At 73.6% G+C, this 16,662-nt stretch carries 11 protein-coding genes; 8 read left to right on the top strand and 3 right to left on the bottom strand.

Translation table 11 applies throughout. The annotated features are described in order from the left end of the window. Window positions 1-102 precede the first annotated feature (102 nt). Together CLT72_RS16225 and CLT72_RS16220 are read right to left on the bottom strand one after the other, a co-directional pair. Window positions 103-765 carry a DUF305 domain-containing protein gene (locus tag CLT72_RS16225; RefSeq protein ID WP_101412567.1) on the bottom strand — a complete coding sequence of 221 codons (663 nt, stop codon included), beginning with the start codon at window positions 763-765 and terminating at the stop codon, window positions 103-105. Window positions 766-773: 8 nt separating this feature from the next. Next, on the bottom strand, window positions 774-1,640 hold the full coding sequence (locus CLT72_RS16220; protein WP_101412566.1) for a thioredoxin-like domain-containing protein: 867 nt from the start codon (window positions 1,638-1,640) through the stop codon (window positions 774-776). A gap of 100 nt (window positions 1,641-1,740) precedes the next feature. Here CLT72_RS16220 and argS point away from each other — a divergent pair, with 100 nt between their 5' ends. The 6 genes from argS (at window position 1,741) to CLT72_RS16190 (ending at window position 12,439) form a co-directional block, all read left to right on the top strand. Further along, window positions 1,741-3,405, top strand: coding sequence for an arginine--tRNA ligase (gene argS, locus CLT72_RS16215; RefSeq protein WP_101412565.1), 1,665 nt, complete (start codon window positions 1,741-1,743; stop codon window positions 3,403-3,405). A 177-nt stretch (window positions 3,406-3,582) separates the two neighbouring features. Then, a complete protein-coding gene (gene lysA / locus CLT72_RS16210) occupies window positions 3,583-4,995 on the top strand; it encodes a diaminopimelate decarboxylase (protein ID WP_101412564.1) in 1,413 nt (470 codons plus the stop codon). Window positions 4,996-5,003: 8 nt separating this feature from the next. After that, the gene (locus CLT72_RS16205) at window positions 5,004-6,317 is read left to right on the top strand and encodes a homoserine dehydrogenase (RefSeq protein ID WP_199184769.1); all 1,314 of its coding nucleotides are present in this window, start codon (window positions 5,004-5,006) and stop codon (window positions 6,315-6,317) included. Between the two features lie 242 nt (window positions 6,318-6,559). Next, window positions 6,560-7,609, top strand: coding sequence for a threonine synthase (gene thrC / locus CLT72_RS16200; protein WP_101412562.1), 1,050 nt, complete (start codon window positions 6,560-6,562; stop codon window positions 7,607-7,609). Between the two features lie 177 nt (window positions 7,610-7,786). Then, window positions 7,787-11,083 (top strand): efflux RND transporter permease subunit, encoded by a 3,297-nt coding sequence (locus tag CLT72_RS16195; protein ID WP_101412561.1) that lies wholly within the window; start codon window positions 7,787-7,789, stop codon window positions 11,081-11,083. A 111-nt stretch (window positions 11,084-11,194) separates the two neighbouring features. Continuing rightward, the gene (locus CLT72_RS16190; protein WP_101415205.1) at window positions 11,195-12,439 is read left to right on the top strand and encodes an MFS transporter; all 1,245 of its coding nucleotides are present in this window, start codon (window positions 11,195-11,197) and stop codon (window positions 12,437-12,439) included. Between the two features lie 12 nt (window positions 12,440-12,451). Here the strand turns inward: CLT72_RS16190 and CLT72_RS31955 are convergent, their stop codons facing one another. Beyond that, entirely contained in the window at window positions 12,452-12,952 is a 501-nt protein-coding gene (locus CLT72_RS31955) for a hypothetical protein (protein ID WP_101412560.1), read from the bottom strand. Window positions 12,953-13,094: 142 nt separating this feature from the next. Between CLT72_RS31955 and thrB the strand changes: the two genes are divergently transcribed. Beyond that, window positions 13,095-14,039 (top strand): homoserine kinase, encoded by a 945-nt coding sequence (thrB, locus tag CLT72_RS16180; RefSeq protein ID WP_101412559.1) that lies wholly within the window; start codon window positions 13,095-13,097, stop codon window positions 14,037-14,039. A 297-nt stretch (window positions 14,040-14,336) separates the two neighbouring features. After that, the gene (gene rho, locus CLT72_RS16175) at window positions 14,337-16,550 is read left to right on the top strand and encodes a transcription termination factor Rho (protein WP_101412558.1); all 2,214 of its coding nucleotides are present in this window, start codon (window positions 14,337-14,339) and stop codon (window positions 16,548-16,550) included. The last annotated feature ends 112 nt before the right edge of the window (window positions 16,551-16,662 follow it).

The raw sequence follows: 16,662 nt of genomic DNA, 5'->3' as shown, positions 1-16,662 counted from the left end.
GCCGGGCCGGCCCGGTGGCGAGACGGCGAGAGGTCCGTGGCCGCCGGGGTGAGCCTGCGGCGCCACGGACCTCTCGACGAAGGGGCGGTACGGCGGGGCGGGTCAGCCGCCCAGCCGCTGGAGCGCGTTCTGGAGGTTGGTGAGATCGTTGCGCTGGGTGTTCTTCATGGTCTGCGCCGTCCTGACGACGTCGGGCTCGTCGCTGACCTCGAGGATGCCGTCGATCATGTGGATGCCGCCCAGGTGATGCTTGATCATCAGTTGCAGGAAGAGGACGTCCAGCTCCCGGCCCTGCGCCGCGTGCAGCTTGGCCATCTCCTCGGGGGTCGCCATGCCCGGCATCAGGCCGTTCTTGACCAGGCCGGCGCCGTCGGACATCCACGACATCGACGGCTCGCTGCCCGCCGGGTCGAGCCCCCACGAACGCAGCCACGTGTGCATGGTGCCGATCTCGCCCTGCTGGGCGGTGGCGATGTCGCCGCCGATGCTGCGGACCTCCGGGTCGCTGCCCTCGTCGAAGGCGACCAGACCCATCTCCACCGCCTGCGCGTGGTGGGTCATCATGTCCCGCGCGAAGCCCGCCTCCGCCGAGGCGTCGCCCGGCCGGGTCAGCCGGGGCGTCAGCAGGCCGCCGGCGTACCCGAGGAGCAGCCCGACCACGACGGCCAGGGCCAGTGCGGCCGTGCCCCAGCGGGCCGGTCGGCGCCGCTGCTCCGGAGCCGGGCTGGCCGGCTCACTGGTCTCGGTCATGGTCGGGATGCTCATCGCTCTCCTCAGCCCTGCGGCATCTGCTGGGCGTCGTCACGCGGGGTGGTGCCGGTGGCGGTGATGCCCTGGCTGCACAGCGCGGTCGGGCCCTCCACCGAGGCGTTGACCTTCAGCGTCTTGATGAACTCGTCGATCCGGCCGTCGTCGGCGTTGTCGACCTTGAGCTGGTAGCCCCACGCCTGGAGCGAGATCGGCTTGTCCAGCCCCTCGAACGGGCTGAGCATCAGCTTCTCCTTGCCCCGCACCTTGTCGGCGAGCTTCGTCACCTGGTCGGCGGGCAGGTCGGGGCGGTAGGTGATCCAGACCGTGCCGTGCTCCAGGCTGTGCACCGCGTGCTCGTTGGCGATCTGGGCGGGGTAGACGTCACCCATGCAGTTCTGCCAGGCCGCGTTGTGCGGGCCGGCCACCGGCGGCAGCACCGTGTAGGTGATGGGGCCCGTCTTGTGGTTGCCGCCCGCCACGAGGTCCTTGTCCTTCTCGCGGTAGTTGACGATGCCGTCGATCGCGTCCGCCCGGTCCTCCCAGGGCTTGGCGCCCTGGAACGTCGCCCAGGCGCCGTAACCGATGATCGCCACGGCCAGCACACCCACGGCGACGAAGAGCGCGATCGGCCCCCACGAGCGGCCCTGGCTCACCTTCACCGGGGCGATGGGCTTGCGGCCCTTGCCGCCGGCGCCGGGGCGGGTGCCCGCCGGCTTGCCGGACCCGGCCCTGGCACCGGTGGACCCGGTCTTCGCGCCGGTGGAACCGGGCTTGGCGCCGCCGGACCCGGCCTTGGCGCCTGCTGCCGGCCGGCCCGCCGCCGGCTTCTTGCCGGTGCTGACCACGTTCGGGCGCCGCTCGGGGCCGCCACCCGGTGTGCTGATGCTCATCGTGCCTCGTCAGGTCGGTCGGTCAGGGGATCCGGCGGGCCGGTCTCACACACTGGGTCGCCGCCGCGGGTGCCGAGTCTACCCCCGATAACATGGATCGGTGACTCCCGCAGAACTCGCCGAGGTCGTCCTCTCCGCAGCCCACGCCGTCTTCACCGAGCGTGGCCTCGACCGCTCCGCCCTGCCGGAGCGGACGGTGGTCGAGCGACCCCGCAACCCCGAGCACGGCGACTACGCCTCCACGCTGGCCCTCCAGCTCAGCAAGAAGGTGGGCGTCCCGCCGCGCGAGCTGGCGACGGCCCTGGCCGACCAGCTGGGCCGCGCCCCGGGGGTCAAGTCGGTGGAGATCGCCGGCCCGGGCTTCCTCAACATCCGGCTCGACGCGGCCGCCGCCGGCCAGCTGGCCCGCGCGATCGTCGAGGCGGGCGAGGCGTACGGCCGCAGCGACCGGCTCGCCGGCCAGCGGATGAACCTGGAGTTCGTCTCGGCGAACCCGACCGGCCCGGTGCACATCGGCGGCGTCCGCTGGGCGGCGGTCGGCGACGCGCTGAGCCGGCTCCTGCGCGCCACCGGCGCCGAGGTGGGCACGGAATATTACTTCAACGACGCGGGCTCCCAGATCGACCGGTTCGCCCGTTCCCTGCTCGCCGCCGCCAAGGGCGAGCCGGCCCCGGAGGACGGCTACGCGGGGGCGTACATCAACGAGATCGCCGACGCCGTGCGCGGCATCCGGCCCGACGTGCTGGAGCTGGACGACGCCGCCGCCCAGGAGGTCTTCCGGGTCGAGGGCGTGCAGCTCATGTTCGCCGAGATCAAGTCCTCGCTGCGCGGCTTCGGCGTCGAGTTCGACACCTACTTCAACGAGAAGGACCTGCACGACCGGGGCGAGCTGGACCTGGCGCTCCAGCGGCTGCGCGAGCAGGGCCGGGTGTTCGAGTCCGACGGCGCGACCTGGCTGCGCACCACCGACTTCGGCGACGACAAGGACCGGGTGCTGCGCAAGTCCAACGGCGAGTGGACCTACTTCGCCGCGGACTGCGCCTACTACCTCGACAAGCGGGAGCGCGGCTTCGAGCGGGTCGTGATCATGCTGGGCGCCGACCACCACGGCTACATCGGGCGGATGAAGGCGATGTCGGCGTGCTTCGGCGACGACCCGGAACGCAACCTGGAGATCCTGATCGGTCAGATGGTCAACCTCGTCCGCGACGGCGCGCCGGTCCGGATGAGCAAGCGGGCCGGCACGGTCGTGACCCTGGAGGACCTGGTCGACGCCATCGGCGTGGACGCCGCCCGCTACGCCCTGGCCCGCTACTCCAGCGACTCCCCGATCGACATCGACGTGGAGCTGTGGACCCGGGCCACCCGCGACAACCCGGTCTACTACGTGCAGTACGTGGCGGCCCGGACGGCCAGCGTGGGCCGCAACGCCGCCGAGGTGGGGCTGACCCGGGGCGACGCCGAGGCGTTCCGCCCCGAGCTGCTCGGCCACGAGAAGGAGAACGAGCTGCTCAAGGCGCTCGCCGAGTTCCCCGCCGTGGTGGCGGCGGCGGCCGAGCTGCGGGGCCCGCACCGGGTCGCCCGCTACCTGGAGGAGCTGGCCGGGGCCTACCACCGGTTCTACGACGACTGCCGGATCCTGCCGCGCGGCGACGAGGAGACCACCGACCTGCACCGGGCCCGGCTCTGGCTGAACGACGCCACCCGCACCGTCATCGCCAACGGCCTGCGCCTGCTGGGCGTCTCGGCCCCGGAGAGGATGTAGCTCACCAGTGCGAGCGCGAGGAGTGAGCTTGCGAGCCCCGCAGTCGCGAAGCGAAGGTCGGGTGATGCGAGCGCGAGGAGTGAGCTTGCGAGCCCCGCAGTCGCGAAGCGAAGGTCGGGTGATGCGAGCGCGAGGAGTGAGCTTGCGAGCCCCGCAGGCGCGAAGGGAAGAGCGGTAATGCGTGCTCACGAGGCCGGTGCGCTGCACGGCGACATCGGCAGCCGGGGGCCGGCGTGGCTGCGTACGCCGGTCGACGTCAACGCCCTGGTGCCGGCGCTGTGGCCGCGCAACGTGACCCGCGGCGGCGACGGCGTGCTGGCCGTGGCCGGGCTCGGCGTCCGCGACATCGCGGCCGAGTTCGGCACCCCGGTGTACGTCCTCGACGAGGACGACCTGCGCTCGCGCTGCCGCGACTTCCGCACCGCCTTCGACGGCGTCGACGTCTACTACGCCGGCAAGGCCTTCCTCTGCCGCGCGGTGGTCCGGATGATCGCCGAGGAGGGCCTGCACCTCGACGTGTGCACCGGGGGCGAGCTGGCCACCGCGCTGTCGGCCGGGATGCCGCCCGAGCGGATCGGCTTCCACGGCAACAACAAGTCGGTACGCGAACTGACCCGGGCGCTCGACGCCGGGGTGGGCCGCATCATCCTCGACTCGTTCGACGAGATCGGCCGGCTCACCGCGCTGGCCCGCGAGCGGGGCGTCCGCCCCCGGGTGCTGATCCGGGTCACGGTCGGTGTCGAGGCGCACACCCACGAGTTCATCGCCACCGCCCACGAGGACCAGAAGTTCGGCTTCTCCCTCGCGGGCGGGGCGGCGGCCGAGGCGGCCTTCCGGGTGCTCGACGAGGGCGTGCTGGAGCTGCGCGGCCTGCACTCGCACATCGGCTCGCAGATCTTCGACGCCAGCGGCTTCGAGGTCTCCGCCCGCCGGGTGCTCGGCCTCCAGGCGCAGATCCGCGACGCGCGCGGGGTGGAGCTGCCCGAGCTGGACCTCGGCGGCGGCTTCGGCATCGCGTACACGACCCAGGACGACCCGGCCTCCCCGCAGGACCTGGCGAAGCGGCTGCGTCGCATCGTCGAGTCGGAGTGCGCCGCCGAGCGGCTGGCGGTGCCGCACCTGTCGATCGAGCCGGGCCGGGCGATCGTGGGACCGGCCGTGTTCACCCTCTACGAGGTCGGCACGGTCAAGTCCGTGCCGGTAGGCACTGGTGGTGACGCGGCGGACGGGCGTCGTGCCTACGTCAGCGTCGACGGCGGGATGAGCGACAACATCCGGACGGCCCTCTACGACGCGTCCTACTCGGCGACGCTGGCGTCCCGGGCGTCGGCCGCCGCGCCGATGCTCGCCCGCGTGGTGGGAAAGCATTGTGAGTCGGGGGACATCGTGGTGAAGGATGAATTCCTGCCCGCCGACGTGCAGCCCGGAGATCTTGTCGCGGTGCCCGGCACCGGTGCCTACTGCCGGAGCATGGCCAGCAACTACAACCACGTGCCCCGCCCCCCGGTCGTCGCCGTGCGCGACGGCCAGGCGCGCCTGATCGTCCGGCGGGAGACCGAAGAGGACCTGCTCGCATTGGATGTGGGATGACGTCACCTGTGCGCCTGGCACTGCTCGGCTGCGGCACGGTCGGTAGCGAGGTGGTCCGGCTGCTGCACGGGCAGGCCGCCGACCTCGCCGCCCGGATCGGCGCCCCGCTGGAGATCGCCGGCATCGCCGTACGCCGTCTCGGCCGCGACCGGGGTGACCTGCCGGTCGACCCGACCCTGTTCACCACCGACGCGCTCGGCCTGATCAAGCGCGACGACGTCGACGTGGTCGTCGAGGTCGTCGGCGGCATCGAGCCGGCGCGGGGCTGGCTGGTCGAGGCGCTGCGGGCCGGCAAGAGCGTGGTCACGGCCAACAAGGCGCTGCTCGCCGAGGACGGCGCCGCCCTGCACGACGCGGCGGCCGAGGGCGGTGGCGACCTCTACTACGAGGCGTCCGTGGCGGGCGCGATCCCGCTGCTGCGCCCGCTGCGCGAGTCGCTGCACGGCGACCGGATCAACCGGGTCACCGGCATCGTCAACGGCACCACCAACTTCATCCTCTCCGCGATGGACGCCACCGGCGCCGGCTTCGCGGAGGCGCTGGAGGAGGCCACCGAGCTGGGCTACGCCGAGGCCGACCCGACCGCCGACGTGGAGGGCTTCGACGCGGCGGCGAAGGCGGCCATCCTCGCCTCGCTGGCGTTCCACACCCGGGTCGGCGCGGCCGACGTGCACCGGGAGGGCATCACCGAGGTCACGGCGGCCGACGTGGCCAGCGCCAAGGCGATGGGGTGCACGATCAAGCTGCTCTGCATCGCCGCCCGGGGCGCCGACGCCGCCGGCCGGGAGGCCGTCAGCGTGCGGGTGCACCCGGCGATGATCCCGCTGAGCCACCCGCTGGCCAGCGTCGGCGACGCGTTCAACGCCGTCTTCGTCGAGGCCGAGGCGGCCGGGCCGCTGATGTTCTACGGCCGGGGCGCGGGTGGCGCGCCGACGGCCAGCGCGGTGCTGGGCGACGTGGTGGCGGTCTCCCGCAACCGGCTCGCCGGGGTGCGCTCGCCCAGCGAGAGCGCGTACGCCGACCTGCCCGTACGGCCGATGGGGGAGGCGCTGACCCGCTACCACATCAGCCTCGACGTGGCCGACCGGCCGGGTGTGCTGGAGGCGGTGGCCGGGGTGTTCGCCCGGCACGACGTGTCGATCGCCACCGTGCGGCAGGGCCCGGCGGGCGGTGGCGCGGCTGGCCGGGGCGAGGACGCCGACCTGGTCATCGTCACCCACGTGGCCCCGGACGCGGCGCTCGCCGCCACCGTGGGGGAGCTGCGCGGGCTGGACATCGTCCGGTCGGTGGCGAGCGTGCTGCGGGTCGAGGGCGGGCTCTGACCGACCGGCCGGTGGGCGGGCTGACCGGCCGATGCCTCCGGTTCGCGGGCTGACCCGTCCGGTGGCTGCGGGGCGCGGCCCGGGCGGCCGGTGCGGGTGCCGCCCGGCGCCCCGGCGGGGCGGGCGCTCACGCGTCTCGCCTGGTGGTTAACTGCGGGTGCGGCGGCGGCGGCCCGGCGATGCTGGTCCAGGCTCAAGGGGCACCCCGCGCGGCGGGGCGTTACGAGGCGAGGGAGAGCGACATGTGGCGGGGTCTGATCGACGCGTACCGGGACCGGCTGCCGGTCACCGACGCCACCCCGGTCGTGACCCTGCACGAGGGGAACACCCCGCTGCTGCCAGCCCCGGTGCTCTCCGCCCGGCTCGGTTGCGACGTGCACCTCAAGGTGGAGGGCGCCAACCCGACCGGCTCGTTCAAGGACCGGGGCATGACGCTCGCGGTCTCGAAGGCCGTGGAGGCCGGCAACAAGGCGATCATCTGCGCCTCCACCGGCAACACCAGCGCCTCCGCCGCGGCGTACGCGGCCCGCGCCGGGCTGACCTGCGCGGTGCTCGTGCCACAGGGCAAGATCGCGCTGGGCAAGCTGGCCCAGGCGCTCGTGCACGGGGCGAAGCTGCTCCAGGTCACCGGCAACTTCGACGACTGCCTTTCGCTGGCCGCCAAGCTCGCCCAGGACTACCCGGTGGCCCTGGTCAACTCGGTCAACATCGACCGGCTGCACGGCCAGAAGACGGCCGCGTTCGAGATCGTCGACGCGCTGGGCGAGGCACCCGACATCCACTGCCTGCCGGTCGGCAACGCGGGCAACGTCTCCGCCTACTGGATGGGCTACTGCGAGGAGCTGCGGGACGGCAACGCCACCCGAACCCCCAAGATGTACGGCTTCCAGGCGGCCGGCGCCGCCCCGATCGTCAGCGGGCAGGTGGTCCGCGAGCCGTCCACGATCGCCACCGCCATCCGGATCGGCAACCCGGCGAGCTGGACCAGAGCGGTCGACGCCCGCGACGCCTCGGGGGGCCTGATCGCCGCCGTCACCGACCGGGAGATCCTGGCCGCGTACCGGCTGCTGGCCCGTGAGGTCGGGGTCTTCGTCGAGCTGGGCAGCGCGGCCAGCGTGGCCGGCCTGCTCCAGCAGGCCGCCGCCGGTCGGGTCCCGGCCGGCTCGACGGTGGTCTGTACGGTCACCGGCCACGGCCTGAAGGACCCGGAGTGGGCCATCTCCACCGCTCCCGTGCCGACCACCATCGCCAACGACCCCCTGGCCGCCGCCCGCTGTCTCGACCTGGCCTGAGCCCCGGGGGTCGGGCCGAGGCCGGCCGGGTCGGGCCGACGGTGGCGGGGAGGGACGCCGCGCGGCGGAGGCGAGTCCTGTGCATCGGACGGAGGCAGGGGCGAGCGGGGCCGCCCGCGCGGGGTGGGAGAGAATCCGTACCCCCGCCAATCGCCTTTCCAGGAGTGAGTCACGCCGATGTCGCTGCTCGCCAGATTCAGCCTCGCCAACCGGGGGCTGATCGCCCTCATCGCGGTGGTGACCACGCTGTTCGGGGCGTTCGCCGTACCGTCACTGAAGCAGCAGCTCCTGCCGTCGCTGGAGTTCCCGGCCGCGTTCATCGTGGCGGTCTATCCCGGCGCCGGGCCCGAGGTGGTCGAGTCGCAGGTCACCGAGCCGATCGAGAACAGCCTCCAGGGCATCCCCGGGCTGGACCAGGTCACCTCGACCTCCCGCGAGGGATCGGCGACCGTCCAGGTCCAGTACGAGTTCGGCACCGACCTGGACGACGTCGTCAACAAGATGCAGACCGCGCTCAACCGGATCGACGCGCAGCTGCCGGAGGGGGTCGACCCGCAGGTCATCGCCGGCAGCACCGACGACCTGCCCGCGGTGGTGCTCGCCGCCTCCGGCGGTGACGACCAGCGCGTCCTCGCGGAGAAGCTGCGGGGCACGGTCGTGCCGGAGCTGGAGGCGATCGAGGGGGTACGGACGGTCGAGCTGACCGGTGCCCGCGACGACGTCGTGGTGGTCACCCCGGACCCGGCCAAGATGGCGGCCGCGAAGCTCCTGCCGACCGCCCTCGGCGCGGCGCTGAAGACCAACGGCGTGACGGTGCCGGCCGGTGCGGTGACCGACGGTACCCGTGCCCTCCCCGTGCAGGTCGGCACCCGGCTGGCGACGCTGGACGACCTGCGTGGCGTCGTCGTCGCGCCGGCGACGGGCCGGGCGGCCCCGGTCCGCCTCGGCGACGTGGCCGCCGTCGAGCAGCAGCTCGCCCCGGCCACCGCGATCACCCGCACGAACGGCAAGGACAGCCTGGGTATCGCGATCACCGCCGCGCCGGACGGCAACGCGGTGGAGATCTCCCACGAGATCCGTGACCGCCTCGCCGACCTGCGGGGGGCCTCCGGCGCCGAGCTGACCGTCGTCTTCGACCAGGCGCCGTTCGTCGAGAAGTCCATCGAGACCCTGACCACCGAGGGCCTGCTGGGCCTGGTCATGGCCGTCGTGGTCATCCTGGTCTTCCTGCTGTCGGTCCGCTCCACGCTGGTCACCGCGGTCTCCATCCCGCTCTCGGTGGTGGTCGCGCTGCTCGCCCTCTGGATCGGCGACTACTCGCTCAACCTGCTCACCCTCGGCGCGCTCACCATCGCGGTCGGCCGGGTGGTCGACGACTCGATCGTCGTGCTGGAGAACATCAAGAGACACCTGGAGTACGGCGAGCCGAAGCGGGAGGCGATCCTCGCGGCCGTCCGCGAGGTGGCCGGGGCGGTGACCGCGTCCACCCTCACCACGGTGGCCGTCTTCGCGCCGATCGCGCTGGTGGGCGGCTTCGTCGGGCAGCTCTTCGCGCCGTTCGCGATCACCGTCACGGTGGCCCTGCTCGCCTCGCTGCTGGTCTCGCTGACCGTCATTCCGGTGCTCGCGTACTGGTTCCTGAAGCCGCCGACCGGCACGGCGGACGACGCCGCGCTGCGCCGGGCGGCGGAGGAGAAGGAGCTGCGCAGCCCGTTGCAGCGGGCGTACCTGCCGGTGATCGGGTTCGCGACCCGCAAGCGGGCCACCCGGTGGATCACGCTCGGGCTCGGCATGCTCGTGCTCTTCGGCACCTTCGGCCTGTCCCGGCAGCTGGAGACCAACTTCATCGACGACTCCGGCCAGGACACGCTGAGCATCACCCAGGAGCTGCCGGCGGGCACCGGGCTGGCCGGCACCGACGCGGCGGCCCGCCAGATCGAGGCGGTGCTGGAGCGTACCGAGGACGTCGAGACGTACCAGGTCACGGCCGGCGGCGGGGACAACCCGTTCGGCGGCGGCGGCAACAACGTCGCCAACTGGTCGCTGGCCCTCGGCGACGGCACCGACGCCCAGCAGATGCGGGAGAAGCTGCGCCGGGAGTTCGACGCGCTGGGCCCGGGCATCGGTGAGGTGAGCTTCGGCGCCGGTCAGGGCGGGGCGGCGGCCAACCAGATCGAGGTGGTCGTGCAGGGCGCCGACCAGGAGGCGCTGGCCCGGGCCGCCGAGGAGGTCCGTACGGCGATGGCCGGGCTGGCGGGCGTCGAGGACGTCTCCACGAGCCTCGCCACGCGGGTGCCGCGCGTCGACGTCACCGTCGACCGGGTCGCCGCCGGCCGGGTCGGGCTCACCGAGGCCGCCGTCGGCCAGGTGGTGGCGCAGGCGTTCCGGGGCTCGCCCCTGGGGCAGGTCACGCTCGACGAGGGGCAGCGCGACGTGGTGCTGCGGTTCGCGGGCAAGCCGCCGACCACGGTGGCGGAGCTGCGCGCGATGCCGGTCGGGCCGGTGAAGCTCGACGACATCGCCGAGGTCACCCAGACCGAGGGCCCGCAGCAGGTGAGCCGGATCGACGGCGAGCGCAGCGTCTCCGTCACCGGTACGGCCACCGGCTCGAACCTCGGGGCCATCACGCAGGAGTTGCAGAAGAAGCTGGACGGCATCAAGGTGCCGGGGGCGAGCTTCGAGATCGGCGGGGTCAGCGCCGACCAGGAGGAGGCCTTCGCCGACCTTGGTCTGGCCGTGCTCGCGGCCATCGCGATCGTCTTCCTGATCATGGTGGCGACGTTCCGCAGCCTGGTCCAGGCGCTGATCCTGCTGGTCTCCATCCCGTTCGCGGCGACCGGCGCGATCGGCCTGCTGCTCGCCACCGGCACCCCGCTGGGCGTGCCGGCGCTGATCGGCGTGCTCATGCTGGTCGGCATCGTGGTGACGAACGCGATCGTGCTGCTGGACCTGGTCAACCAGTACCGGGCCCAGGGCATGGGCGTCCAGGAGGCGGTGGTCGAGGGCGGCCGGCGCCGGCTGCGGCCGATCCTGATGACCGCGGTCGCCACCATCTTCGCGCTGCTGCCGATGGCGTTCGGCCTCACCGGGGAGGGCGGCTTCATCTCCAAGCCGCTGGCCATCGTGGTGATCGGTGGTCTGCTCAGCTCGACGCTGCTCACCCTGATCCTGGTGCCGACGCTCTACGCCATGGCGGAGAACACCAAGGAGTCGTTCCGTGCCCGCCGGGCCCGCCGCTCCGGCGGCGTGGCCCCGGCCACCGGCACGGGCGACGGCGACCCGGCCGGCGACGACGGTGGGACGCCCGCCGCCGAGCCGGTCCCGGTGCCCGCGGGCCCGGCGTCCACCGCCGAGGGCGCGGGCGCCCCGGTGCCCCGGCCGACGCCGTCGGGGGCGCTGGTGGACGGCACCGACCAGTTCGAGGTGCTGCGGCTGCCGAAGAGCCGCAAGTCCCCGCTGCCGCCGGCCGAGTAACGGCGGTCGGCGGACACCCCCGACGGGTCTCACCCGCCGGGGGTGTCCGCGTTCGGGCAGGTACCCGCCGTACGCCCGGCCCGCCGGTCGCCGCCCGGTAGGGTCCCGGACGTGCCGTCCACCGTCTCGGTCCTCACCCACAACCGCAACTTCCGCAATCTGTTCCTCGCCGAGCTGGTGGTCTTCGGCGCCGACTGGTTCGTCATGGTGCCGCTGCTGGTGCTGCTGCCGGACCTGACCGGCAGCGGCGTGTGGGGCGCGCTGGTGCTCGCCGTCGACACCGGGATCGTGGCGCTGCTGCTGCCGTACACGGGCACGATCGCGGACCGCTTCGACCGCCGCAAGATCATGATCATCTCGAACGTCGCAGCCCTGCTCGGCGTGCTGCTGCTGCTCGGGGTGCGCAGCGCGGGGACCGCCTGGCTGGCGATGGCCGGGATCGGCGTGGTGGCGGTCGCCAAGGCGTTCTACTCCCCGGCGGCCCAGGCGGCCCTGCCCAACGTGCTCGACCCCGACGAGCTGGCCGCCGGCAACGCCGTCGCGGGGTCGGCCTGGGGCACGATGACCGTCGTCGGCGCGTCCCTCGGTGGCGTGCTCAGCGCCGCCGTCGGCCCGTACGCCTGCTTCTGGGTGGCGGCCGTGGGCCTGGTGGTCGCGGCGGGCCTGGCCACGCTGATCCGCCGGCCGTTGCAGGCGCCCCGCGACGCGGCGCTGCCGGTGCAGCGGACGTGGCCCGCGATCCGGGAGGCGCTGGGCTACATCGGGCACCGGCCGAGGGTCCTGGCGCTGGTCACCGTGAAGTCGGCGGTCGGCCTCGGCAACGGCGTGCTGACGGTGTTTCCGCTGCTCGCGGCGGTGTACGGCGTGGGCCCCGTCGGCACCGGGCTGCTCTTCGCGGTCCGCGGGGCAGGCGCGCTCGTCGGGCCGATCCTGATGCGCCGGGTGCTGACCAACCGGGCCTGGCTGCTGCCCGGGCTCGCGCTGTCCATGTCCCTCTACGGCCTGGCCTACCTCGGCACCTCGGTCGCCCGCTGGTTCCCGCTGGTGCTGGCCCTGGTCTTCGTCGCCCACTTCGCGGGCGGCAGCAACTGGGTGATGTCGAACTTCGCCCTCCAGGGCGAGGTGCCGGACCGGCTGCGGGGCCGCGTCTTCGCCACCGACATGATGCTCGCGACCCTCGCCGTCTCGGTCAGCCAGCTCGCGGTCGCCGCCGTGGTGGACACCGTGGACGAGCGGGTGGTGCTGGCCACCTGCGGCCTGGTCACGGTGGTCTACGCGATCGGCTGGCGGATCGCCACCCGCCGGCTCTCGCTCACTGACCCGGCCGGGCAGCCGGCCCCGACCCCCGCCCGCTGACCCACCCGGCGGTCAGGGCCGGTCCGGCGCGGTGCCCGTCGGCGCGTCGGGCCGGGACCGCCCGTCCCACTGCGCCGGCACGTCGGCTCCGCCCACCGCGTCCCACCCCACGCCCGCCTGCGGCACCGGCTGCGCGGCCGGCACCGGCTGGCCGCCGTCGCCGAACGGACCGGCCTCCGCGCCGCGCGCCCGCCGCCCGGCCAGCACGGCCGCGACCAGCAGACCCGTCCCGAGGGGGTACGCCAGAGCCTGCACCCCGCCGTGGGCCAGGTTCAGCAGCTGGAAGTTCGAGCGTCCCCAGTCGGAGCCGAACACCCGGGGCAGCAGCAGCGTCCAGGCCGCGCCGAGCAGCGCACCGACCAGCAGCACGGCGAGCCCCGACAGCGCCAGCATCCGGGGTCTGCGGGGCAGCCGCTGCCCGGCGGTCGCGACCAGTACGAGGCCCACCAGCAGCACCAGCACCGTGGGCGTCTCGAAGGCGGCCATCGTCGCCAGGTACCCGAATTCGCGCATCCCTGCCTCCAGCCGCCGTCGGTCGGGCCAGGCTAACGGAACCACAGCGCCGCCACCGGCCGCCGGAGCAGTCAGCCGTCCGGCCCGTCCCAGCCGGCGGGCGGAGATTCGCGTCGTCGGTGCGCAGCCCTACCATGAGCCCGTGCCGAAGAACTTCACCTCCGGCCCGGTCCGGGTCCGGGTCCCCGCCACCAGCGCCAACCTGGGGCCGGGGTTCGACGCGTTGGGGCTCGCCCTGGCGCTGCACGACGACGTGGCCGCCGAGGTGACGGCGCAGGGCGTCACGGTGGCCGTGGCCGGGCAGGGCGCCGGGGAGCTGCCGACCGACGACCGGCACCTGGTCGTCCGCGCCATGCGTGCGGCCTTCGACGTGCTCGGCGGGCAGCCGCCCGGGCTGGCGGTGGAGTGCGTCAACCGCATCCCGCAGGCCCGTGGGCTGGGCTCCTCGTCCGCGGCGATCGTCGCCGGCGTACTGCTGGCCCGTGCGCTGGTCACCGACGGGGAGGCACGCCTCGACGACGACGCCGCGCTGCACCTCGCCGCGCGGATCGAGGGCCATCCGGACAACGTGGCGCCGTGCCTGCTCGGCGGCTTCACCCTGGCCTGGACGGAGCCGTCCGGCGCCCGCGCGGTGTCGCTGCCGGTCGCCGACGGCGTACGACCGGTGGTCTTCGTGCCGGCGGAGCGCGGCCTGACGGCGGCAGCGCGGGCCGCGCTGCCGGCCACCGTGCCCCACGTCGACGCGGCGCTCAACGCCGGCCGGGCCGCGCTGCTGGTGCACGCGCTGACCGCCGACCCCGTTCTGCTGCTGCCGGCCACGGTCGACCGGCTGCACCAGGACTACCGCGCGCCGGGCATGCCGGGCACCGCCGCCCTGGTGAAAGCGCTGCGTGAGGCCGGTGTGGCCGCTGTGGTCAGCGGTGCGGGCCCCACCGTGCTGGCCCTGAGCGACCCGCCCGAGGGCTTCGAGGCGGGAACAGGTTGGCAGGTCCGGCGGTTGGATCCAGACGGGCGCGGAGCACAGGTTGCCCGGGGTAGACTGGGACACGCAGAGCGGGACCCTGTTGCCGCAGGTCGGAAGAGTTGATTACGCTCTAGACTTAGCACAGCCGCGAAGCATGCGATCTCCCTGCGGGTCGGCGCACCCCCGAAGCTTTCGGCGGTCAGCCCGTCACCCCTGCCTAGGCCCACGCCGCACCGCAGTCTTCACAGGTCGCCGCAGACGGCGAGACCTGCTCACCGACGTTTGGTGAGTCGGGAAACCGACCGGCTGCTGTGTTACAGACTCCCGCGACGCGTCCTTGCGAGGCGGGTGCACCGAGGCCGCCCGGCCACCTTGCTTTTCGACCCCGGGCAGTCCCGGCCTATCGAGGGAAGGAATCCATTGAGCGACACCACCGACGTGACGTCGGATGTTTCCAACGTCGCTGGCGATGCCACCACCGCCGCCGCCCCCGCCCGTCGTCGGCGTAGCGGCACCGGCCTGTCGGCGATGCTGCTGCCGGAGCTGCAGAGCCTGGCCGCGTCGCTCGGCATCTCGGGCACGGCCCGCATGCGCAAGGGCGAGCTGATCAGCGCGATCTCCGAGCGGCAGGGCGGCGGCGCCGCCGGGACCCCTCGACCGCGGGCCGAGGCCGCTGCCGCTCCCACCCGGGAGGAGGCCCCCGCCGAGGTCCGCGAGAGCACCGAGCGGCCGGCGGCCGAGCGGCGCGCCGCGGAGCAGGCTCCGGCCGAGCCGGCGGCGGTCGAGGCCGAGCCGCGTGGCCGGACCCGGCGCAGCCGGGCCGCCACCTCCGAGGCGCGGGCCGCGGAGGCCCGCCCGACGGAGACGCGTCCCACGGCGGAGCGGCCCGCGGAGGCCCGTCCGGCCGAGACGCGTACGGACGAGGCCGAGGCCGGCGAGCGTGCCGAGGGCCGTGGCCGTGACCGCGCCGAGCGTGGCGACCGTGCGGAGCGGGGCGCTGACCGTGCCGAGCGGGGCGCTGAGCGTGGCGACCGGGGCGCTGAGCGTGGCGACCGTGCCGAGCGTGGCGACCGCAGCGAGCGGGGCGCTGAGCGTGCGGAGCGCGGTGCCGAGCGTGGCGACCGTGCCGAGCGTGGCGACCGTGCCGAGCGCGGTGACCGCAACGAGCGTGGCGACCGCAACGAGCGCGGTGACCGTGCCGAGCGCGGTGACCGTGCCGAGCGTGGCGCTGAGCGTGCCGAGCGCGGTGACCGTGCCGAGCGCGGTGACCGCAACGAGCGGAGCGATCGTGGCGAGCGTGCCGAGCGGGGCGACCGCGACCGTAACGAGCGCGGCGACCGGGGCCAGCGGGTCGAGCGCGACAACGACGGCGACGACGACGAGGGCGGCGGCCGGCGTGGCCGGCGCAGCCGGTTCCGGGACCGTCGCCGTGGCCGCGGCGAGCGTGCCGAGGGCGGCGACGGCGGGCGTGACGGCGGGCGCGAGCCGCAGGTCGGCGAGGACGACGTGCTCGTCCCGGTGGCCGGCATCATCGACGTGCTCGACAACTACGCCTTCGTGCGGACCACCGGCTACCTGGCGGGCCCGAACGACGTCTACGTCTCCATGTCGCAGATCAAGAAGTACGGCCTGCGGCGCGGTGACGCCATCACCGGTGCGGTGCGCGCCTCGCGCGACGGCGAGCAGCGGCGGGACAAGTACAACCCGCTGGTGCGGCTGGACACCATCAACGGTATGGAGCCCGACGAGGCCAAGCGCCGGCCGGAGTTCTACAAGCTCACCCCGCTCTACCCGCAGGAGCGACTGCGGTTGGAGACCGAGCCGCACATCCTCACCACCCGGGTCATCGACCTGGTCATGCCGCTCGGCAAGGGCCAGCGTGCGCTGATCGTGTCGCCGCCGAAGGCGGGCAAGACGATGGTGCTCCAGGCCATCGCGAACGCGATCACGCACAACAACCCGGAGTGCCACCTGATGGTGGTGCTGGTGGACGAGCGGCCCGAAGAGGTCACCGACATGCAGCGGTCGGTGAAGGGCGAGGTCATCGCGGCGACGTTCGACCGTCCGCCGCAGGACCACACCACCGTGGCCGAGCTGGCGATCGAGCGGGCGAAGCGCCTGGTCGAGCTGGGCCACGACGTGGTCGTGCTGCTCGACTCGGTGACCCGCCTCGGCCGGTCGTACAACCTGGCGGCACCGGCCAGCGGCCGGATCATGTCGGGTGGTATCGACTCCACGGCGCTCTACCCGCCGAAGCGCTTCCTGGGTGCGGCCCGCAACATCGAGAACGGCGGCTCGCTGACCATCCTCGCCACCGCGCTGGTGGAGACCGGGTCCATGGCGGACACGGTCATCTTCGAGGAGTTCAAGGGCACCGGCAACGCGGAGCTGAAGCTGGATCGGAAGATCGCCGACAAGCGCATCTTCCCGGCCATCGACATCCACCCGTCCGGCACGCGTAAGGAGGAGATCCTGCTCGCGCCGGAGGAGCTGGCCATCATCCACAAGCTCCGGAAGGTCCTGCACTCGCTGGACTCGCAGGCGGCGCTGGACCTGCTGCTCGACAAGCTCAAGCAGACCCGCACCAACATCGAGTTCCTGATGCAGATTGCGAAGTCGACGCCGGGGGAGTGACTATCCCCGGGTGAGACGAGCGGGAGGGGCACGGCCGTCCGGCCGTGCCCCTCCCGCGTTCCGGGCCTGGTCTCGTCGTCTCTGGCGGCGGAGCTGCCGGCAGCGCCGGCCA

The sequence above is a fragment of the Micromonospora sp. CNZ309 genome (assembly GCF_002846525.1).
Note: the sequence above shows the minus strand (reverse complement) of the source record. Positions and strands in the feature narration are given on the sequence as shown.